Source organism: Mitsuaria sp. 7 (genome assembly GCF_001653795.1).
Taxonomy (GTDB): domain Bacteria; phylum Pseudomonadota; class Gammaproteobacteria; order Burkholderiales; family Burkholderiaceae_C; genus Roseateles.
This window is the reverse complement of record NZ_CP011514.1, coordinates 5,447,608-5,467,003: the sequence shown is the minus strand read 5'-3', so window position 1 is coordinate 5,467,003 and position 19,396 is coordinate 5,447,608. Positions and strand designations below refer to the sequence as shown.

General features: G+C 69.7%; 19 protein-coding genes. 14 read left to right on the top strand and 5 right to left on the bottom strand.

All coding sequences use genetic code 11. The annotated features are described in order from the left end of the window. The first annotated feature begins 159 nt into the window (after positions 1-159). Positions 160-681 carry a hypothetical protein gene (locus ABE85_RS24020; RefSeq protein ID WP_067280774.1) on the top strand — a complete coding sequence of 174 codons (522 nt, stop codon included), beginning with the start codon at positions 160-162 and terminating at the stop codon, positions 679-681. A gap of 135 nt (positions 682-816) precedes the next feature. Further along, entirely contained in the window at positions 817-1,311 is a 495-nt protein-coding gene (locus ABE85_RS24015; RefSeq protein WP_067280770.1) for an NUDIX hydrolase, read from the top strand. Positions 1,312-1,379: 68 nt separating this feature from the next. On the opposite strand, the gene ABE85_RS24010 is transcribed toward ABE85_RS24015, so the two are convergent. Then, complete coding sequence (locus ABE85_RS24010) at positions 1,380-2,258, bottom strand: response regulator (RefSeq protein WP_082938902.1); 879 nt, start codon at positions 2,256-2,258, stop codon at positions 1,380-1,382. Between the two features lie 210 nt (positions 2,259-2,468). On the opposite strand from ABE85_RS24010, the gene mnmA reads away from it, so the two are divergent. The 3 genes from mnmA (at position 2,469) to ABE85_RS23995 (ending at position 5,718) form a co-directional block, all read left to right on the top strand. After that, on the top strand, positions 2,469-3,584 hold the full coding sequence (mnmA, locus tag ABE85_RS24005; RefSeq protein ID WP_067280765.1) for a tRNA 2-thiouridine(34) synthase MnmA: 1,116 nt from the start codon (positions 2,469-2,471) through the stop codon (positions 3,582-3,584). Positions 3,585-3,789: 205 nt separating this feature from the next. Then, positions 3,790-5,037 carry a sensor histidine kinase gene (locus ABE85_RS24000; RefSeq protein WP_067280762.1) on the top strand — a complete coding sequence of 416 codons (1,248 nt, stop codon included), beginning with the start codon at positions 3,790-3,792 and terminating at the stop codon, positions 5,035-5,037. A gap of 33 nt (positions 5,038-5,070) precedes the next feature. Further along, positions 5,071-5,718 (top strand): response regulator transcription factor, encoded by a 648-nt coding sequence (locus ABE85_RS23995; RefSeq protein WP_067280760.1) that lies wholly within the window; start codon positions 5,071-5,073, stop codon positions 5,716-5,718. Positions 5,719-5,955: 237 nt separating this feature from the next. Here the strand turns inward: ABE85_RS23995 and ABE85_RS23990 are convergent, their stop codons facing one another. From ABE85_RS23990 to ABE85_RS23980, 3 genes are all read right to left on the bottom strand, one after another. Further along, the gene (locus ABE85_RS23990) at positions 5,956-6,417 is read right to left on the bottom strand and encodes a hypothetical protein (protein ID WP_067280759.1); all 462 of its coding nucleotides are present in this window, start codon (positions 6,415-6,417) and stop codon (positions 5,956-5,958) included. 77 nt (positions 6,418-6,494) lie between these two features. Next, positions 6,495-9,737 (bottom strand): sensor histidine kinase, encoded by a 3,243-nt coding sequence (locus tag ABE85_RS23985; protein ID WP_157522848.1) that lies wholly within the window; start codon positions 9,735-9,737, stop codon positions 6,495-6,497. A gap of 7 nt (positions 9,738-9,744) precedes the next feature. Continuing rightward, the gene (locus ABE85_RS23980) at positions 9,745-10,611 is read right to left on the bottom strand and encodes a response regulator transcription factor (RefSeq protein ID WP_067280754.1); all 867 of its coding nucleotides are present in this window, start codon (positions 10,609-10,611) and stop codon (positions 9,745-9,747) included. A 219-nt stretch (positions 10,612-10,830) separates the two neighbouring features. Between ABE85_RS23980 and ABE85_RS23975 the strand changes: the two genes are divergently transcribed. The 9 genes from ABE85_RS23975 to ABE85_RS23935 all read left to right on the top strand — a co-directional run bounded on the left by ABE85_RS23975 (position 10,831) and on the right by ABE85_RS23935 (position 18,543). Next, positions 10,831-11,463 carry a response regulator transcription factor gene (locus ABE85_RS23975; protein ID WP_197507142.1) on the top strand — a complete coding sequence of 211 codons (633 nt, stop codon included), beginning with the start codon at positions 10,831-10,833 and terminating at the stop codon, positions 11,461-11,463. A 172-nt stretch (positions 11,464-11,635) separates the two neighbouring features. Continuing rightward, positions 11,636-12,457 (top strand): alpha/beta fold hydrolase, encoded by an 822-nt coding sequence (locus ABE85_RS23970; RefSeq protein WP_067280749.1) that lies wholly within the window; start codon positions 11,636-11,638, stop codon positions 12,455-12,457. A gap of 30 nt (positions 12,458-12,487) precedes the next feature. Beyond that, positions 12,488-13,141, top strand: coding sequence for a hydrolase (locus ABE85_RS23965; RefSeq protein ID WP_197507140.1), 654 nt, complete (start codon positions 12,488-12,490; stop codon positions 13,139-13,141). A 39-nt stretch (positions 13,142-13,180) separates the two neighbouring features. Continuing rightward, the gene (locus ABE85_RS23960) at positions 13,181-13,468 is read left to right on the top strand and encodes a XapX domain-containing protein (protein WP_067280743.1); all 288 of its coding nucleotides are present in this window, start codon (positions 13,181-13,183) and stop codon (positions 13,466-13,468) included. Continuing rightward, complete coding sequence (locus ABE85_RS23955; protein ID WP_067280741.1) at positions 13,461-15,338, top strand: amidohydrolase; 1,878 nt, start codon at positions 13,461-13,463, stop codon at positions 15,336-15,338. Before ABE85_RS23960 ends, ABE85_RS23955 begins: the two co-directional genes overlap by 8 nt. Positions 15,339-15,369: 31 nt before the next feature. Then, complete coding sequence (locus ABE85_RS23950) at positions 15,370-15,804, top strand: DoxX family protein (protein ID WP_067280739.1); 435 nt, start codon at positions 15,370-15,372, stop codon at positions 15,802-15,804. After that, the gene (locus ABE85_RS23945) at positions 15,801-16,487 is read left to right on the top strand and encodes a YoaK family protein (protein WP_067280737.1); all 687 of its coding nucleotides are present in this window, start codon (positions 15,801-15,803) and stop codon (positions 16,485-16,487) included. Before ABE85_RS23950 ends, ABE85_RS23945 begins: the two co-directional genes overlap by 4 nt. A gap of 40 nt (positions 16,488-16,527) precedes the next feature. Then, a complete protein-coding gene (locus ABE85_RS23940; RefSeq protein WP_067283463.1) occupies positions 16,528-17,001 on the top strand; it encodes a RidA family protein in 474 nt (157 codons plus the stop codon). A 588-nt stretch (positions 17,002-17,589) separates the two neighbouring features. Next, the gene (locus ABE85_RS23935; protein WP_157522845.1) at positions 17,590-18,543 is read left to right on the top strand and encodes a hypothetical protein; all 954 of its coding nucleotides are present in this window, start codon (positions 17,590-17,592) and stop codon (positions 18,541-18,543) included. 106 nt (positions 18,544-18,649) lie between these two features. Here ABE85_RS23935 and ABE85_RS23930 read toward each other — a convergent pair whose 3' ends face one another. Beyond that, on the bottom strand, positions 18,650-19,201 hold the full coding sequence (locus ABE85_RS23930) for a single-stranded DNA-binding protein (protein WP_067280732.1): 552 nt from the start codon (positions 19,199-19,201) through the stop codon (positions 18,650-18,652). Positions 19,202-19,396 lie beyond the last annotated feature (195 nt).

Here is a 19,396-nt window from a genome sequence, read left to right as displayed (position 1 = left end):
GACAGGGGTTTTCACCAGGGCGGTGCAGGTCCGCAACCCGAAGGCAACCCGAACGCAACGTCCCCGCAATGCTGTTTCGAGTAGTGAACAGCGGTCGTCCGAAGGGGTGAAAGCGGCGTTAAATGGAGGCGTTCAATGACCCCCGAAAGGAGTCACCCCATGATCAAGAAGATGGTTTTCAGCAGTGCGTTGGCGATCGCGGCCCTGGTGCCGATGGCTTCCCGGGCAGCCGACGTGGGCGTGTCCGTGAGCATCGGCGAGCCGGGCTTCTACGGGCAGATCGACATCGGCAACGTCCGGCCGCAGGTCGTGTACGAACGGCCGGTGCTGGTCCAGCGCGTCCCCGCGCCGGAACCCGCGGTCTACCTGATGGTGCCCCCGGGCCACCAGAAGAACTGGGCGCGTTACTGCGGACGCTACAACGCCTGCGGCCGCCCGGTGTATTTCGTCCGCGAGACCTGGTACCGCGACGTCTACGCGCCGCAGTACCGCCGCGAGCACACCGAGTACCGCTGGCGTCCGGACGGCCGCCGCGACTGGCGTGACGACCACGATCACGGCCACGGCCGGGGTCCTGATCGTGGGCCGGACCGGGACCATGGCCGGGGACCCGACCATGACCGCGACCACGGACGCGGTCCCGACCGCGACCGGGACGACCACGACCGCGGTCGTCGCTGATCCCCTGTCCCGATGACAAGACCCCGGCATGCCGAGGTTTTTCATTTTCGGCGTTCACAATGCGGCCCGCACCCACCGAGGTGGCCGCTCCCGGCATTGGCGCCGCGGCTCGCGCCGCCCTCCCAGGAAGGACCAATGACCGAACGATTCAAGCCCAGCGTCACCGTCGCCGCCGTGATCGAACAGGAGGGCCGCTACCTGCTGGTCGAGGAACTCACCCGCGACGGCCTGCTGCTGAACAACCCCGCCGGCCATCTGGAGCAGGCGGAGTCCGCGATCGACGCCGTCATCCGCGAAGTCCTCGAGGAAACCGCCCGGCCGTTCACGCCGGACGCCTTCCTCGGCGTCTACATGTCGCGCTTCCTGCGTCCCGACCGAAAGGACGACGTCACCTACGTCCGGCTGGCCTTCACCGGCCGGGTGGGCGAGCAGATCCCGGGCCGTCCGTTCGACGAGCCCATCCAGCGCACGCTGTGGCTGACGCTGGACGAGATCCGCGCCAGCCAGGACCGCCACCGCAGCCCGCTGATCCTGCAGTGCATCGAGGATCACGCCGCCGGCCGGCGCCTGCCGATCGAGGCGGTGAGCGGCCATCCGTCGCTCTACGCGCCCAGGGCCTGGCCGCAATGAGCGGCCAGCCATGACGAGGGGCCCCGAAGGGCCCGTCGCGCTGCACGGCGGCGATCCTCGCCGCGCGTTCAGAGCGTCATGGCCGCGCTCATCGCCTGCGCGCTGTGGCGCGGCGCGCGACGGCAGGCTTCCAGCTCGTTGACGGCGCAGCGCGCCAGCGTGGTCAGCGATTCGCGCTGACGCTCGCGCAGGCGCCGCGGCAGCCGGTCCATCACGCACAGGCTGCCGACCACTTCGCCGGTCGACAGCGACAGCGGCACCGACGCATAGAAGCGCACGTAAGGCGCGCCCTGCACCAGCGGATGGTCGACGAAGCGCGCGTCGTGCCAGGTGTCGGGCACTTCCTGCAGCCCGCCGTGATGCATCACGTGCGCGCAGAAGCCGCGTGCGCGCGGCATCAGACGCAGGGTGAAGCCCGAGGCGCCGATGAAGCGCAGCTGATCGCCGTCGACCAGGCTCACGGCCGCCATCGCGCCGCCGCTGATGTCGCAGGCGAGGTCGGCCAGTTCGTCGAAGGCGACGTGCACCCGCGAGGGCAGGTCCAGCCCGTCCACGGCGGCCTGGCGTTCGTCCTCGTCGGCCGGCATCGGTGCGCGCCAGCCGCGCAGCATCGCCAGCGCCTCGTCGGTCTGCGTGCCTTTGTCGAAGAAGCCCGAGAGGCCGTGCTCCGCGCAGGCGCGCCGCATCTCCTCGTAATAGCTGTTCGTGACCACGATGATGCGCGCGCCGATGCCCAGTTGCCGGATCGCCCTCAGCACCCGCAGCCCGCTGCCCGGCTGCAGCGCCAGGTCCATCAGCACCACGTCCGGCTGCAGCTGCACGATGGCTTCGATGGCGGACTGCTCGCACCCGGCCTCCCCCGCCACGTGGATGCCGCGCTCCCGCGCGAGCAATGCCCGCCATTGCGCCCGTGCCGTGATGGATCCGTCGACGAGGACTACGTTCATGGTCTGCTCCCTGTTTCATCCAGTTTCTTCCCGCGTCGGGCGGCGGTGGAGTCGGCGTTGCCGCGAGCGCCTGTCGGGATAGGCGCAATCCCTTGTCAGCCATCCCTGACACACATCCGGGGGGATTGACGGCGGGCCGACGGGCCCTTCTGGCGCTCGGCCGACCCCGCGCGGGACGGGTGATGCCGACCTTTGGGACAATGCCGCCCCATGACTCCCAAGAAGCAACGCGTCGTCGTCGGCCTGTCCGGCGGCGTTGATTCCGCCGTGACGGCCTGGCTGCTGAAGCAGGCCGGGCACGAGGTCGTCGGCATCTTCATGAAGAACTGGGAAGACGACGACGACAGCGAGTACTGCTCCTCCAACATCGACTTCGTCGATGCGGCCGCCGTGGCGGACGTCATCGGCATCGAGATCGAGCACGTCAACTTCGCCGCCGAGTACAAGGACCGCGTCTTCGCCGAGTTCCTGCGCGAGTACCAGGCCGGCCGCACGCCCAACCCGGACGTGCTGTGCAACGCCGAGATCAAGTTCAAGGCCTTCCTCGATCACGCGATGCGCCTGGGCGCGGAGAAGATCGCCACCGGCCACTACGCCCGGGTGCGCGAGGTCGACGGCCGCGTGCAGCTGCTCAAGGGGCTGGATCCGCTGAAGGACCAGAGCTACTTCCTGCACCGGCTCAACCAGGCGCAACTGCAGAAGACGATGTTCCCGGTCGGCGACCTGCCCAAGACCGAGGTCCGCCGCATCGCCGAGGAGATCGGCCTGCCCAACGCGAAGAAGAAGGACTCGACCGGCATCTGCTTCATCGGCGAGCGCCCGTTCCGCGAGTTCCTCAACCGCTACCTCTCCCAGAAGCCCGGTCCGATCAAGGACGACCGCGGCCGCAAGGTGGGCGAGCACGTCGGCCTGTCGTTCTACACGCTGGGCCAGCGCCAGGGCCTGGGCATAGGCGGCATCAAGGAGAAGGGCGCGCCGCGCGGCGGCGGCGAGCACGCGCCGTGGTTCGTCGCCCGCAAGGACCTGGAGACCAACACGCTGGTCGTCGTCCAGGGCCACGACCACCCGCTGCTGCAGAGCCGCGGCCTGGTCGCGCAGGACCTGAGCTGGACGGACGAGGCGCCGGCCTTCGGCGGCTTCGGCGCCAAGACGCGCTACCGGCAGGCCGACGCCGCCTGCGCGATGACGCCGGGTGAGCCGGGGGAAGGCAGCATCCGGCTGGACTTCCCGCAGGCGCAATGGGCGGTGACGCCGGGCCAGAGCGCCGTGCTCTACGACGGCGAGGTCTGCCTGGGCGGCGGGGTGATCGCGGAGGCGATCGCGTAGGCGTCCGGCCGCGCACCCGGCCCTGCGTCTGGCCACGTGTCCGGCCGGACCGACCGCCCGCAATTCATCCAGCGATTCGGGGCACTCGTCGCATGGGCGCCGGCGCCCCGCGGGTGTCCCCTGACAATGCGCAGCTTCCCTGCCGGACGTCGCCTGTGGCACGCTGGCATCCTGTCGCCGTGTCGGCCTTGTCTGGATCGCCCCCTTGGATCGCCCCCTCGATCGTCTGCTCGCCCGCATCGCCCAGCCCGCCTTCGTGCTGCGCGTGGCCGCCCTGGCGATCTGCCTGCTGGAGCTGGGCTCGGCCATCTGGGGCCTGATGGGCAACCAGACGGAGCCCTACGACGGGGTCCTGGCCAGCCTCTACCGCCGCACCGGCGGCACCACGCACGACGCGCCCTTCGTGCTCACCTGCCTGGCGCTGGTCATGGTGTTCGCGTGGCACTTCTGGCGCCTGGCGCGCCAGCAACACCTGGACCTGCCGCCGCGCAACGCGCTGTCGCGGGTGGTGCTGCTCAACTTCCTGGCGCTGCTGGTGACGCCGGGGCTCCCCTTCCTGGTCACCGTGCTGGCGGCGCTGCTGCTCAACGTGCGTCGCGCCTTCAACTTCGCGCTGGCGCAGGTCGTCATCAACGTCGCGCTGTACTGGCTGCTGCCCAGCGAGGCGCAACGGCTGGAACAGATCCAGCCCGACATGCCGTGGTGGCTGAACAGCGTGGGGCTGTCGATGTCGATGGTGGCGCTGCACGGGATGGCTTTCGGCCTGGGTCGGCTGGCCGCCGCGGAAGGCGAGCGCCGGCGCTGGTTCCAGGCGATGCTGGCGGAGAAGGAATCCGGCGAGCGCCTGCAGATCGAGCAGCTGCGCTACGCCGAGCGCCTGCACATGGCGCGCGAGCTGCACGACGTGATGGGGCACCACCTGACCGCGCTCAACCTGCACCTGCAGCTCAGCGAGGCGCTGCTCAAGCGCCACGACGAGCCGGGCGCGGCGCAGGCGGTGGAGAAGGCCAAGCTGGGCGCGGCGGGGCTGCTGGCGGAGGTCCGCGCCGCGGTCTCGCGCGAGCGGGAGAGCCAGCGCATCAACCTCGAGGCGGCGCTGCGCACGCTGGCGGACGGCATCGCCAGCACGCAGATCGAGCTGGCGCTGGACCCGGTCGCGCAAGACCTGACGCCGCGCTGCGCGCATGCGCTGCTGCGCTGCGTGCAGGAAGCGGTGACGAACGCCGTGCGCCATGCCGGCGCCACGCACGTGCGGGTGACGCTGGAGGCGGTGGAAGCCGCTTCCCAGGTGCGGGTGCGGGTTGACGACAATGGCCGGGGCACGCGCAAGCTGCGCGAGGGCAACGGCCTCAAGGGCATGCAGGAGCGCATGGCCGAGTTGGGCGGGACGATGCAGGTGCTGCGGCATCACCCCGGATTCCTGATCGAATTGAATTGCCCTCGGCGTGCCTGAAGCGGGCCGGCGCCATCCAGGGAAGGAGACGACATGAGCGAGAACACGATCAAGCTGCTGCTGGTGGAAGACCAGCAACTGGTGCGCGAGGGCCTCAAGGGCCTGCTGGCGCTGCACGACGACATCCGCCTGATCGGCGAGGCGTCGGACGGCGCGGAGGCGCTGGAGCTGCTGGCGCGCGAGCAGCCCGACGTGATCCTGTCGGACATGCGCATGCCGCGGCTGGACGGGATCGGGCTGATCCGCGCGCTGGCGGCGCGGGCGTTGAAGATCCCGGTGGTGCTGCTGACGACCTTCGACGACACGGCGGCGTTCGACGAGGCCGTGCGGGCCGGGGCGCGAGGCTTCCTGCTGAAGGCGATCAGCCCGGACACGCTGGTGCAGGCGCTGCGCGACGTGGTGGGCGGATCGACCGCGCTGCGGCCGCTGCTGACCGAGCGTATGGAACGCGCGCCGGTCGAGCGTGCCTTCGCGGCGACGCCGGAGCCCGAGACGCTCAGCCCGAAGGAACTTCAGGTGCTGCGTCTGGTGGCCAGCGGCCGCAGCAACACCGAGATCGCCGCGCTGCTGGGCAACAGCGAGGGCGTGATCAAGAACCACTGCTCCGCGGTGTTCGCGAAGATGGGCGTCCGGGACCGCACGCAGGCGGTCCTGCGCGCCATCGACCTCGGCTGGATCTGAGATCCGCCTTGCCCCTTCTTGCTCCCTCTCCCGCTTGCGGGAGAGGGTGGGGGTGAGGGCCAGCGGACTCGGCAGTCAGCCGTCCGGTTCATGCGTGAGGCTGCTGGCCCTCACCCCTGCCCTCTCCCGCAAGCGGGAGAGGGAGTCGAGAGACCGATGACCGATGCGAGCCCATTGCGAGCCCATTGCGAGCCCATTGCGAGCTCAGCATCAGCTCAATGCGAGCTCAGGTCGAGCTTAGATCCAGAGGTCGTAGTCCTGCAGGGCGCGGATGCGGCGCTCCACGGACAGGAAGCGGGCGGCGCCCACTTCACCGATCGCCTTGACCACGCGCGGGTGGTACTTCTTGTAGAGCTTCTGCTCCGCGTCGACGTAGCCGAGGTAGCCGCGCGAGAAGTACTTCGACTGCGCGTTGTTGGGCTTCTCGCCGATCTGCACGTACTCCACCGACATGCGGGTGAACTGGCGGTTCAGCGTGGCGAGCTCGCGCTCGTAGGCCTCGTAGATCGGCACGAATTTCTTGGTCTGCGCCTCGTCCAGGGCCAGCGCCTTCAGCACGACGCCCTTGCGGTCGGCGCGGACGGCGTCGCGCAGCGATTGCGCCTGCGCGGTGTCGGGCACCGGCGCCGGATCGGCGAAGGCCGGCAGCGCGGCAGTCAAGGACAGGCAAAGCGCGGACAGCGCGGCGAACTTCTTCATCTCTCTTCCCCCGTAAAGCGTCGAACTCCGACGGCGCGGATTCTAGGGAGCGGGTTTTGCCCTGGCCCTCCGGGACTTCACGGGGAGACCGGCGCGCGCGCCTGCCGCCAGCGCTCCCGCCAACCGCCCTGTCGCGCGTCAGCCACGCGCAGCACCAGCTCGGTGCCGGCGCCCGGCACGCTGCGCACCGCGAAGCCGGCGTCCATCAATCGCGCCCGCTCGCGCATCCCGCACATGCCGTATCGCCCGCCGCGCATCTGGCGCGACGCCCAGTCCGGCGCCAGCCCGATGCCGTTGTCGCGCACCGTCAGCGTCACCGCCTCGGCCCGGTAGTCGAGTTCCAGCGTCACCTCCGTCGCGCGCGCATGGCGGTCGGCGTTGGTCAGGCCTTCGCGCGCGATCAGCAGCAGCTCGTCTTCCATCGCCGCCGGCAAGGCGCGCGGCGTCCCGCTCACCCGCATCCGGAACTGGCCCGGCGGACGGATCAGATCCTGTCCGGCGCGCGCCAGCCGGGCGATCCATCGGTCATGGCTCCGGCCATCGTCGCCCGCGCCGCCACCGTCGCCGTCCCTGCCTCCGTCGCCTCCGCTTCCGTCATCGTCGCCGTTGCCCTCGCGCTCGGCGGCGTCCTCGTCGTCGATGCGCTGCCGGAGCTGCCCGACGCGGTCGCGTCCTTCGGCGAGCAGCGCCTCGGCGCGCGTCAGGTCCCGTTCCATCTTGTGCCGCAGCGCCGCGTCGGCGACGCGCCGCACGCTCGCGTCCAGGCCCAGCAGCAAGCCCTGGAAGCCCTGCAGCAGGGTGTCGTGCAGGTCGCGCGCAATGCGTTCCCGCTCGCGATGACGATCGGCCAGACGCAGCCGCAGCCGGGCCTGCAGCGATCTCACCCGCAACCGGTACCCACCCCAGACGGCCACGATCAGCGCCAGCGCCACGGCCCACCGGAAGGCCGGATGCTGGTGGAGCATCGGTGCGATGCGGAAGGCCAGCACCGTCGGCTGGCGGCTCCAGAGGCCGTCCGGATTCGAGGCGAGCACTTCGAAGCGGTAATCGCCGGGACCGAGGTTGGCGTAGGTCGCCTCCCGCAGGGTGCCGGCGTCGCGCCAGTCGGCATCGACGCCGACCAGCCGGAAGCGGTAGCGGACCTGTTCGGCCTTGCTCAGCACGCGCGCGGCGTACCGCAGCGTCAGCACGGTCGTCCCCTGAGGCAACTCCTGACCCTGCGCGGCCGGATAGTCCTGTCCACCGGCCATCAGCGCCTGCACGTCGACGCCGACCTCGCGCGCGCTGCGCTTCGTCGTCGCCGGATCCAGCCAGACCACGCCGAGGTTGGTCACGAACCACAGACGCCCGCGGGCATCGCGCACCGCGGTGGGCGTCGCCGAAGCCTGCCGCGCGATGCCCGGCAAGCCGTCGGCCGCGTCCAGCAGTTGGTAACTCAGCGGATGGGCCGATTCGACGAACAGCGACGGTACGTCCGCCGCGGCCAGCCGCACGAGCCCGCGGGCGCCGTTGAGCCAGAGATCCCCGTCGAAGGACTCGACGATGCCGGACACCCGCCCGAAGGCGGGATCGCGGTCCAGCGTGATCGTGGCGAAACGACCGTCTCGACCGCCGCCTCCGAGCGCGACGCCGTTCTCGCCGGCGACGACCAGGCCGTGACGGGTGTTGATCACCGTGAGGATGCGGCCCGTGCGCAAGCCTTGTGCGGGGCCGAAGCGCAGACGCTGGCCGCGATCGTCGATGCCCGTGAGCACGCCGTCGTGGCCGAACCAGACGGCGCCGTCGGCATCGACCGCCAGCGCGGCCGGCGGGACACCGTTCAGCTCACCGTCCTTGACGCGTTCCAGGCCTGCGCGCGTCGCATGGAAAACGCCGATGTCCCGCAATGACAGCCACAGGCCGCCGGTCGGATCAGCGGCCATGGCCTGCGCGGCGGCCCGCGTGCCGGCCGGCAGCGGCAGGTCCCAACGCGCCCAGCGCCCGCCTGGTGGCGAGCGCCAGAGCGCCTCGTCGTCCCACAGCCAGAGCGAACCGTCGGTCGCCCGCACGGCCTGCGTGGCCGGACGCCGCGACAGGGGCCGGGGATCGACGCCGTTCTCGCGTACCGCGCCACCGGGCGGGTCGACGCGCCAGCTCGCGGAGGAACTCGACAGCAGCACGCCGCTGCCGTCCGGCTGCACGCTGAAGCCGGTCGAGGCCGCGTCCTCCAGCCGCGTGACGCGCTGGATGCGGTGCTGGCGCAGGCTGCTCACGCCGACGTTGGTGCCGACCCAGATCTCGCCGTCGTCGCTCTCCAGCAGCGGGACGGTGATCGACGATCCCAGTCCATCGGCGACGGTGAACCACTGCCCGCGGGACCAGTCGAGCTGCTCCCCCGCCAGCAGGCGCGCGGTGTCTGCGGCGTCGGTGCGGAACACGCCGCGCCCGTTGACCGTCACCCACAGCCCGCCGTCGCTGGCGAACAGCATCTGCTTGACCCGCGTGAGCGGCTGGCCGTCGCGCGAGGACACCACGCTGGGAGAGAACGGCGCGGCAGCGAGATCGTCGGCCCGCACCGGTCCGGGCGCCGGGGCCGTCTCCGGCAACGTCGCCCAGGAGCGCCACGAGCCCGGCAATCCCAGCGGCCGCACGCCGCCGCGCCCATCCGCGAGCCACAGCCGGTCCTGACCGTCCTGTGTCATCACGGCGGAGCGGCCCGTGGACACGCCGGTGTACTCGAACCGTTCGGCGCCGGCGGCCAGTCGATAGAGGCGTTCGCCGGAGCTGACCCACAAGGTGCCCTGCCGGTCGCGGAACAGGTACTCGGCGCCGGGCTCCGGATAGCCCTGCGCCTCGCCGACACGATGCCAGCGCTGGCCGTCGAAGCGCGCGAGGCCCTTGCCCGCCGCCGCCCACAGGGCGCCCGATGCCCGCGCCAGACGCAGCACGCGGCCGTCCGGCAGCCCCTGGGCGGCGCCGTGACGCACGACCTGACCCTCGCGCAGCTGCACCACGCCGCCGTCGAACAGGCCGACCCAGAGCGTCCTGTCGTCGTCGACCAGCAGCGCGTTGATGTTGAGCGCCGGCAGGGACGGATCGCCCGGCCGGTAGCGCTCGAAGCGCAGGCCGTCGAAGCGGTACAGGCCCATGCCGGTGCCGAGCCAGAGCACGCCCTCGCGTCCGCCGCCCAGCGTCCACACGTCCGGCGGCGCGCCGTCGCGGACGGTCCACGAGCGGTGGGAGAAATCCGGCAGGCCGTCCCCGGCCGCACGGGCCGGCGTGCCGCCAGCGACTAGCAGGCACGCCGCCGCGAAGATCAGTCCGAGCCAGCGTCGGATCACGCGCCGCTCACGCCGCGGGCAGCGGCCGGAGCGCGTAGAGCGTCGGCACTGGCGCCGGCGCCGATCCTCGCGGCGCCGCACGCACCGGAGACGGGAAGGGATCGTCGATCAGCGGCTCGTCCTCGAGCAGTCCGCGGCGCAGCGCCTCGGTGGCGGCCTGGGTGCGGCTGCGCGCGCCTAGCTTCTGCAGCAGCGTCTTCACATGCGTCTTGACCGTGCCGGCCGCGACGCCCAGCCGCAGGCCGATGGACTTGTTGTCCAGCCCGAGGCACAGCATGCGCAGCACGTCGCGCTCGCGGGGGGTGAGGTCGTCGCCGAGCCAGCCTTCGGCGACGGCGCCGGCCGCCGTGCGGCAGAGGTAGCGCCGACCGGCGGCGACGGCGCGCGCGGCGTCGCGCAACTCCTCCAGCGCGCAGGCGGCGTGCACATACCCGAGCACGCCCGCGGACATCGCCTGACGGACCCGGCCGCCATGGACCACGGGACTGACGACCAGCCAATGGGGGCCCGGAGCACCGCCGAAGGAACTGCCATGTCCGCCATGTCCGCCATGTCCACCGAGAGCGGGCTGTCCACCGTGCGTGCCTGGCGCGCCATGAGCGCCCCGGCGCGGCAGGCCGGCCAGCGCCTGCAGCGCCCCGTCGTGGTCGGCGACGACGAGACGGATCGGCTCGACGCGGCCGGACGGTCCGGCGGGGAGCGTCGGCAGCACGCCGGACTCGGCGATCAGGCCGGCGTCGTCCCCGGCGTCGTGGGCGCGGAAGAACGGCGACAGCGCGGCGGCGATGCCGGCGCGCAGCAGCGGATTGCGGTGGAGGACGATCGCGTCGAGGACGGCGTCCGGGACGGCATGGAGGCGCTCGATCAGGGACATGGACGGCTCCCGGGGCGTTGAATGGCGGTGAGGGGCAGGGGCGGACCGTGAAGGCCGGCGCCGGGAGACGCTTGAAAGCGCTTCCCTGAAGACTGCGCCGATCATCGGAAGCGATGCTGCACCGCGATAGCCCCGGTCGAGTCGACAACGTTTACCCGAAAGGGTATCGGCCCCCTGGAAGAGGGACGTCCGGGAGGGGTCGCCCCTATGATCGCCGCCATGGTGCCCGCGTCCGATCCCATCCGCGTCCTGACGGTCGACGACCACCCGCTGATGCGGGAGGGCATCGCCGCGGTGCTGGGCGAGCAGCCCGACATGACGCCGGTGGGCGAGGCCGACAACGGCTGGAACGGCCTGCAGGCCTTCGAGCGGCTGCGGCCCGACGTCACGCTGATGGACATCCAGATGCCGGGCATGGACGGGCTGGAGGCGCTGGCGCGGCTGCGCGCGCTGAGTCCGGCCGCGCGGGTGATCGTGCTGACCACCTTCAAGTCCGACGGCCAGGCCTGGCAGGCGCTGAAGCTGGGCGCCAGCGGCTATCTGCTGAAGACGCAGCTGCGCACCGAGCTGCTGGACGCGATCCGCGCCGTGCACCGCGGCAACCGCTGGATCCCCAACGAGGTCGCGCAGGAGATCGCCGCCCACGCCGGCCAGGAGCAACTGTCGGGTCGTGAGATCGACGTGCTCGAGCACATCGCCCAGGGCATGAGCAACCGCGAGATCGGCGGCAAGCTGTCGCTGTCCGAGGACACCATCAAGGCGCGGGTCAAGACCATCCTGTCCAAGCTCGACGCGCGCGACCGCACGCATGCCGTCGTGCTCGCGCTCAAGCGCGGGCTCCTGCGGCTGTGATGCGCCTGTGATGCGGCTGTGACGCGCAGGTAGTCCTTCCGGCCCCGGCCGCAACGCGGGCGTCACACCGGCCTGCCTCTTACGGGGGAGCGACCGATGCGCCATCGGCGGCTGGTCCACGGGGCGGTGGGTTCCTACGATGGGTGATTCCCACACCCTGCCAGGAGCCCCCATGAGCTACGTCACCACCCAGGACGGTACCGAGATCTTCTACAAGGACTGGGGCAGCGGCCGACCGGTCGTCTTCTCGCACGGCTGGCCGCTGAGCAGCGATGCCTGGGAAGACCAGATGCTGTTCCTCGGCCAGAACGGCTTCCGCGTGATCGCGCATGACCGCCGCGGTCATGGCCGCTCCAGCCAGAGCTGGAACGGCAACGACATGGACACCTACGCCGACGATCTGGCCGCGGTGCTCGACAAGCTGGACGTCAAGGACGCCATCCTGGTCGGCCACTCGACCGGCGGCGGCGAGGTCACCCGCTACGTCGGCCGTCACGGCACCCAGCGCGTGGCCAAGGTCGTGCTGGTCGGCGCCGTGCCGCCGACGATGATGAAGTCCGCCGCGTATCCGAACGGCCTGCCCAAGGACGTCTTCGACGGCATCCGCGACGGCGTGCGCAAGGACCGCTCGCAGTTCTACAAGGACCTGACGACGCCCTTCTTCGGCGCCAACCGGCCCGGCGCCGTCGTGTCGCAGGGCGCGCGCGACAGCTTCTGGCTGCAGGGCATGCAGGGCTCGCTGTCGTCGCAGTTCGACTGCATCAAGCAGTTCTCGGAAACCGACTTCACCGAGGACCTGAAGAAGATCGATGTGCCCACGCTGATCATCCACGGCGATGACGATCAGATCGTCCCGATCGGCCATTCCGCCGAGCTGTCCGTGAAGCTGGCGCCCAAGGCGACGCTCAAGGTCTACAAGGGCGGCAGCCACGGCCTGGCGGTCACCGCCAAGGACCAGCTCAACGCCGACCTGCTGGCGTTCGCCAAGTCCTGATCGTTCCCCCATTCCCTGACGGAGAGTTCCATGACCCCCATCGCCAAGGCCGCCCCCGGCGCCAAGTTGCTGAACCCCAAGGACCACACGCTGGTCCTGATCGACTTCCAGTCGCAGATGGCCTTCGCCACGCACTCGATCTCCGCCAACGAGCTGCGCACCAACGCGTCGCTGGTGGCGCAGGCGGCCGCCGGCTTCGGCGTGTCGACCATCCTGACCACGGTCGCGGAGAAGAGCTTCTCCGGCCCGATGTTCGAGGAGATCACCGCGCCCTTCCCCGGCCAGAAGCTGCTGGACCGCACCTCGATGAACACCTGGGAAGACGCGGCGGTGATCGAGGAGATCAACCGCATCGGCAAGCCGCGCATCGTGCTGGCGGGCCTGTGGACCAGCGTGTGCATCGTGGGTCCGGCGCTGTCGGCGATCGACCAGGGCTTCGAGGTCTACGTGATCACCGACGCCTGCGGCGACGTCTCGGCCGAGGCGCATGAGCGCGCCGTCGAGCGCATGGTGCAGGCCGGCGCGCAGCCGATGACCTCGCTGCAGTACCTGCTGGAACTGCAGCGCGACTGGGCGCGCGGCGAGACCTACGACCTGACCACCGGCATTGCGCGCAAGGTGGGCGGCTCGTACGGCATCGGCATCAACTACGCCAAGTCGATGTTCAACGCCCACGAGGGCTGATCGCCCTCGTCACCCCGGTTCCGCAGAAAGGTGGCCCTCATGAATACCTATGTCTTGTCGGCCGCCGTCGGGTTGCTGGTCGGGGTGCTGTATGGCGTGCTCAACGTGCGATCGCCGGCGCCGCCGGTGATCGCGCTGGTGGGTCTGCTGGGCATCCTCGCGGGCGAACAGATCCCGCCGCTCGTGCGCCAATGGCTGCAGCGCGACACGCACCAGGCCAGCTGGATCGAACAGAAGGTGCGACCGCACATGTTCGGGCAGATGCCGGGCTGCGAGAAGGCAAAGTCGCCAGCGCAGACGAAGACCACGGAGACCCACGATGTCTGAGACGACCACGCCCGATCTGGTGCTGTTCAACGGGCGCTTCACGACGCTGGACCGCACGCGGCCCAGCGCTGAAGCGGTCGCCATCAAGGACGGCCGCTTCACGGGCGTCGGCGCCAACCAGGAGATCCTGGCGTTGGCCGGACCCTCGACACGCCGCATCGACCTGAAGGGCCGCGGCGTGCTGCCGGGCCTGATAGACAACCACCTGCACATCATCCGCGGTGGCTTGAACTTCAACATGGAGCTGCGCTGGGACGGCGTGCGCAGCCTCGCGGACGCGATGGCGATGCTGAAGACGCAGGTCGACATCACGCCCGCGCCGCAGTGGGTGCGCGTGGTGGGCGGCTTCACCGAGCACCAGTTCGCCGAGAAGCGGCTGCCCACCATCGACGAGTTGAACGCCCTCGCGCCGGACACGCCCGTCTTCCTGCTGCACCTCTACGACCGCGCGCTGCTGAACGGCGCCGCGCTGCGGGCCGTCGGCTACACGCGCGAGACGCCGGAGCCGCCGGGCGGCCAGATCCTGCGCGACGCCGCGGGCAATCCCACGGGCCTGCTGCTGGCCAAGCCCAACGCCTCGATCCTCTACGCGACGCTGGCCAAGGGACCCAAGCTGCCGCCCGAGTACCAGCTCAACAGCACGCGTCACTTCATGCGCGAGCTCAACCGCCTCGGCGTCACCGGCGCGATCGATGCGGGCGGCGGTTTCCAGAACTATCCCGAGGACTACCAGATCATCCAGAAGCTGTCCGACGCCGGACAGCTGACGATCCGGCTGGCCTACAACCTGTTCACCCAGAAGGCGGGACAGGAGAAGGAGGACTTCCTCCATTGGGCGCAGTCGGTCACCTACAAGCAGGGGGACGACTACTTCCGCCACAACGGCGCGGGCGAGATGCTGGTGTTCTCCGCCGCCGACTTCGAGGACTTCCGCCAGCCGCGGCCGGACCTGCCGGACCAGATGGAAGGCGAGCTCGAGGAGGTCGTGCGCATCCTGGTCCAGAACCGCTGGCCGTGGCGCATGCATGCGACCTACGACGAGACGATCTCGCGCTCGCTGGATGTCTTCGAGAAGGTCCATCGCGACACGCCGATCGACGGGCTGAACTGGTTCTTCGACCATGCGGAGACGATCTCGACGCGCTCGATGGACCGGATCGCCGCGCTGGGCGGGGGCGTGGCGGTGCAGCACCGCATGGCCTACCAGGGCGAGTACTTCGTCGAGCGCTACGGCGCCCGCGCCGCCGAGGCGACGCCGCCGGTGGCGGAGATGCTGCGCCGGGGCATGAAGGTGTCGGCGGGGACGGACGCGACGCGGGTGGCCTCGTACAACCCGTGGGTATCGCTGTCGTGGATGGTGACGGGGCGCACCGTCGGCGGATTGCAGATCACGCCGCAGCGCAATTGCCTCGATCGCGAAACGGCGCTGCGCATGTGGACCGAGAACGTCACGTGGTTCTCGAACGAGCAGGGCAACAAGGGTCAGATCGCGGCGGGCCAGCTCGCCGATCTGGTCGTGCCGGACCGCGACTTCTTCGGTTGTCCGGAATCGGACATCGCCGACACGAGCGCCTTGCTGACGATTGTCGGCGGCAGAGTCGTGTGGGGCGCGGGCGAGTTCGCTGCGCTCGACGACTCCGCGCCGCCCCCGGCGATGCCGGACTGGTCGCCGGTGCGGCGCTTCGGCGGCTACGGCGCTTGGGGTGCCGAAGGCAAGCCGCTGCAGGCGGCGATGCAACGCGTCGCGTGCTGCGACACGGCGTGCGGCGTGCACGGCCACGCGCATGCGAATGCCTGGGCATCGGAGATTCCGGCATCGGACCTTCGCGGCTTCTGGGGAGCGTTGGGCTGCGCGTGCTGGGCGGTTTGACCAGAGACATCCAATGAGTGAATTCCGAGCGATGAAAACTTCATCCCCCGCTGCCCCCCGATGGGTGGAGAGCATCCTGCAATGGCCCACCTTCGGGTGCCTGCTTCGGGTGGGGTTGGCCTCGGCCTATCTCATCGGCGGGATCGACAAGGCGCTGGACTTCTCCGGCGCGGTCGCGGAACAGGCGCACTTCGGTCTGCAACCGGCGGCGCTGTGGGCGGTGCTGGCGATCGCGGTCGAGCTGATCGGCTCGGTGCTGCTGATCGTCAACCGTCAGGTGTGGCTCGCGGCCGGTGCGCTGGGTGTGCTGACGCTGGTGGCGATGCTGGTCGCCAACAACTTCTGGGACCTGAGCGGGCAAGCCCGCTTCATGGCGAAGAACGCGTTCTTCGAGCACCTCGGACTGATCTGCGCGCTGGCGATGGCGGCGAGGATCGCGGTGCTCGAGCGCAAGGGGGCCGCATGACCGGCGCGAAGAAGCTGCTGCTGGCGAGCCTCGCGCTGGGCTTCATCGGCGGCTATGTGGACACGGTGGGGTTCGTGGCGCTGTTCGGGCTGTTCACGGCGCACGTGACGGGCAACTTCGTGCTGATCGGCGCGGAGCTCAGCCGCGCGAGCGCCAACAGCGTGCTGCTGAAGCTGCTGGTGTTCCCGACCTTCATCGCGGCGGTGGCGCTCGCGCGTCTGGTGGCGCTGCGCTGCGAGCGGACAAAGACGGTGGCCAGCCGGCCGCTGCTCGTGATGCAGACGGTGCTGCTGCTGGTGGCGCTCGTCTGCAGCGTGCCGGCGGGAGCGGCGCTCGCGCCGGATGCGCCATGGGCGATGGCGACGGGGCTGTTCATGACGGCCGCGATGGGCGTGCAGAACGCGGCGGGGCGGTTGGCGTGGCCGGCGCTGACGCCGACGACGGTGATGACGGGGAACGTCACGCAGGTGGTGATCGACAGCGTCGACCTGCTGCGCGGCGCGGCCGGCCCGGAGGTGCGGGACCGGCTGAAGCGCTTCATCTGGCCGGTGGTGGCGTTCGCGATCGGCGCGCTGTCCGGGGCGTTCGCGTATGCGGGGTGGAAATTCTGGTCGCTGCTATTACCGCTGGTGATGCTCGTCGGCCTGGTCGTGATGGATGTGAGGTCGGATCACAAGGCGTGATCGCGTCAGAATGGGGCAACTCCCTTTCGACGAGCACACCATGAGCAGAGACCAGGCCCTCACCCAAGCCGCCCAGCAACTGGGCTACGACTTCGACGGCGAGATCAAGGCCGGCGGCAACTATCAGCCGCTGATGCGCGACGGAAACACCGTCTACGTGAGCGGCCAGGTGCCGCGCGTGAAGGACACCGTCGTGGTGACCGGCCGCGTCGGCACCGAGGTGGACCTTGCTCGCGCGCAGCACGCCGCCAAGATCTGCGCGATGCGCGCGCTGGTGCTGCTGCAGCGCTCGCTCGGCTCGCTGGACGCGGTGAAGCAGATCCTTCGTCTGAACGTCTTCACGCAGTGCGCCGAGAACTTCACCCAGCTCAGCGAAGTGGCTGACGGCGCGTCGGAGTTGCTGGTGCAGGTGCTCGGTCCTGCGGGCACGCATGTGCGGACCTCGGTCGGCGTCTATGCGCTGCCGAAGAACGCGAGCGTGGAGCTGGATCTGACGGTCTCCGTCCAGCCCTGAGAGCCAGAACCAGAACCAGAGGTGGAAGGGTGCCGCCCGCCCGTCGCGTCGTCGTGTTGCTGATCGGCATTTGCGGAGACGCCGCGCCGACGTAGGTTTGTCCCGTGCACGAACGGATGGAAAGTGCACGCCCGTTACAGCCGCCTCGACGACCTGACATCCGTCATCTTCGTTGGCGACAGGCGGAAGGCGTGCCTTCAGTGCGGGTCGGGAAGTCCCGGTTCCAAGGGAGTCCGCAAGGCGTCCGATGTGGCAGAGGCCTCCAAGGTCCAGCGCGTCAAGCGCGCGTGAGCCGAATTGCTTCAATGCGAACGCCTGAGACCCCGCCAGGGTTTCCACTGCACAGGCGTCAGGAAGGCCATCGATAGCATGGTCCCGCGACAGGCGCGCAAAGCGTCGTCGCTGTCCGACACCAGACAACAACGCGGACAGGCCCAGGGGAGGGCTCCACCAGGACGGGAACGACGCGACCATGCCCTCGCTGGCCGCCGCATGTCCGGTCACGGTGGAGCGCCCTCTCCTGACCTGATCCTCGATCACGTGTCCGACGGGCCGTCGCTGGGCCACTCAACAAAGGGAGCTTCTGTCATGAATCGAACTCTGTCCCGACTCGGCGTCATCGCCGCGATGGCCCTCGGCAGCCTGACCTCACTGTCCGCCTTCGCCAGCACCAATGTCTACAGCGGCACGCTGGTCCTGCCCGACGGTCGCAACACGCGCTTCGACCAGGCCCAGGCCGGCAGCGTCTACCGGCCCATCGTCGATGCCCAGGCCTCGGTGATGTCCAAGATCAAGTCGGCCATCCAGCCCAAGATCAAGGAGGCCCTCCAGTCGGTCAACGGTGCCGTCGCCAACAGCGCGGCGTCCACCGTCAGCGGACCGGTCTACCTGCAGCTGAAGAACGGCGTCGCTTCCTTCTGGGGGCTTCAGGCCACCGGCTCGGTCCGCGTGCAGCAGTCCAAGCTCGGCGTCACGGTGACCTGCCAGGTCCAGGCCACGATCAACTCGTCGACACGCGTCAACGGCACGATCGATCCGTACACCGGCGTGTTCACCTTCGCCAACGTCGAGAACTTCTCGGTGACGCCGTCCTACACCTGCGATACCAGCCTGGACTGGATCCCGTTCGTCAACATCGTGGTGGACGCGATCGTGACCCACTACGTCGACCAGGCCATCGCCGACGGGCTGCGCGCGGCGTACAACGCCCTGGGCGAGGTCAGCAAGCTGGCGCCGGTGCAGCTGATGGGTCTGGACACCCTGCCCAACAACCTGTTCGTCGTGAACGGGTCGGACCTGTGGCCGAGCTTCAAGTCGGACCTCGCGAACGCGTTCTGGTCCATCGACCTGACCATGACGATCGGAGACCCGAAGCACTACATCCACGGCCCGACCGGATACGCGCACACCGCGACCTCGAACGACCCGGTGTTCTCGCTGAACTTCAACGGCTACAACTTCGCGTTGTGGGACAACCGGACCTACATCGACGAGGTCTTCTGCCCGAACACGCGGGTGCAGCCGTATTGCTACTTCTTCTGAAGGACAGCAGTCACTCGACCGATTGAACGGCAATGACAAAGGCCCGCGGCAGTGATGCCAGCGGGCCTTGTTCGTTCAGAGAGCGGCTCGGCGTGAGCCGGGGCTATCAGAACGGAATATCGTCATCCATGTCGTCGAAGCCGGTCGCGGCCTTCGGCGCGGGGGCCGGGGCGCGAGGAGCTGCCGCGCGGGGCGCCGGCGCGCGCGGAGCGTCGAAGTCGCCGCTGTCGCGACCACTGCCGCCGCCGCCCTGGCCACCGCCTTGACCGCCGCCGCGCTGTTCGCGGCTGTAGCCGCCACCGCCACCACCGCCCTCTTCGCCGTCACGGCCGCCCAGCAGTTGCATCTGCTCGGCGATGATCTCGGTGGTGTAGTTGTCCTTGCCTTCCTTGTCCTGCCACTTGCGGGTCTTCAGGCGGCCTTCGACGTAGACCGGACGGCCCTTCTTCAGGTACTCGCCGGCGATCTCCGCCAGGCGGTCGTAGAACACCACACGGTGCCATTCGGTCTCTTCCTGGCGCTCGCCGCCTTCGCGGCTCTTCCAGTTGCGCGTCGTGGCGATGCTCACGTTGCACACCGCGCTGCCACTCGGCGTGTAGCGCAGTTCGGGATCACGGCCCAGGTTGCCGAGGATGATGACTTTATTGACCGAGGCCATGGTGGTTGCCTTCGCTTGCGTATGGTTGGGGTGTTCGGAAAAGGATGCTCTTGCGCCGCCTATCGCCCGGAACGGCCCGGAACAGGCCTGTGGGGTCCGTCTCCAGGCCGGAATCGGCTGCCGGAAACGCGGCTCAGGGGTGGGATTATGCCGCTGGCTCCCGCCGGGGGCGATTGCTCGAAAACGCCGATCTGA

Bases quoted from the DNA above. Each gene is read 5' to 3' on its own strand.
- ABE85_RS23995 (WP_067280760.1), top strand. From the start codon at position 5,071: ATGAGCGAGAACACGATCAAGCTGCTGCTGGTGGAAGACCAGCAACTG.
- ABE85_RS23930 (WP_067280732.1), bottom strand. From the start codon at position 19,201: ATGGCCTCGGTCAATAAAGTCATCATCCTCGGCAACCTGGGCCGTGAT.
- ABE85_RS23965 (WP_197507140.1), top strand. From the start codon at position 12,488: ATGACCCCCATCGCCAAGGCCGCCCCCGGCGCCAAGTTGCTGAACCCC.
- ABE85_RS23975 (WP_197507142.1), top strand. From the start codon at position 10,831: ATGGTGCCCGCGTCCGATCCCATCCGCGTCCTGACGGTCGACGACCAC.
- ABE85_RS23960 (WP_067280743.1), top strand. From the start codon at position 13,181: ATGAATACCTATGTCTTGTCGGCCGCCGTCGGGTTGCTGGTCGGGGTG.
- ABE85_RS24010 (WP_082938902.1), bottom strand. From the start codon at position 2,258: ATGAACGTAGTCCTCGTCGACGGATCCATCACGGCACGGGCGCAATGG.
- ABE85_RS23950 (WP_067280739.1), top strand. From the start codon at position 15,370: ATGAAAACTTCATCCCCCGCTGCCCCCCGATGGGTGGAGAGCATCCTG.
- ABE85_RS23990 (WP_067280759.1), bottom strand. From the start codon at position 6,417: ATGAAGAAGTTCGCCGCGCTGTCCGCGCTTTGCCTGTCCTTGACTGCC.
- ABE85_RS24015 (WP_067280770.1), top strand. From the start codon at position 817: ATGACCGAACGATTCAAGCCCAGCGTCACCGTCGCCGCCGTGATCGAA.
- ABE85_RS23940 (WP_067283463.1), top strand. From the start codon at position 16,528: ATGAGCAGAGACCAGGCCCTCACCCAAGCCGCCCAGCAACTGGGCTAC.
- mnmA (WP_067280765.1), top strand. From the start codon at position 2,469: ATGACTCCCAAGAAGCAACGCGTCGTCGTCGGCCTGTCCGGCGGCGTT.
- ABE85_RS23980 (WP_067280754.1), bottom strand. From the start codon at position 10,611: ATGTCCCTGATCGAGCGCCTCCATGCCGTCCCGGACGCCGTCCTCGAC.
- ABE85_RS23955 (WP_067280741.1), top strand. From the start codon at position 13,461: ATGTCTGAGACGACCACGCCCGATCTGGTGCTGTTCAACGGGCGCTTC.
- ABE85_RS23935 (WP_157522845.1), top strand. From the start codon at position 17,590: ATGAATCGAACTCTGTCCCGACTCGGCGTCATCGCCGCGATGGCCCTC.
- ABE85_RS24020 (WP_067280774.1), top strand. From the start codon at position 160: ATGATCAAGAAGATGGTTTTCAGCAGTGCGTTGGCGATCGCGGCCCTG.
- ABE85_RS23945 (WP_067280737.1), top strand. From the start codon at position 15,801: ATGACCGGCGCGAAGAAGCTGCTGCTGGCGAGCCTCGCGCTGGGCTTC.
- ABE85_RS23970 (WP_067280749.1), top strand. From the start codon at position 11,636: ATGAGCTACGTCACCACCCAGGACGGTACCGAGATCTTCTACAAGGAC.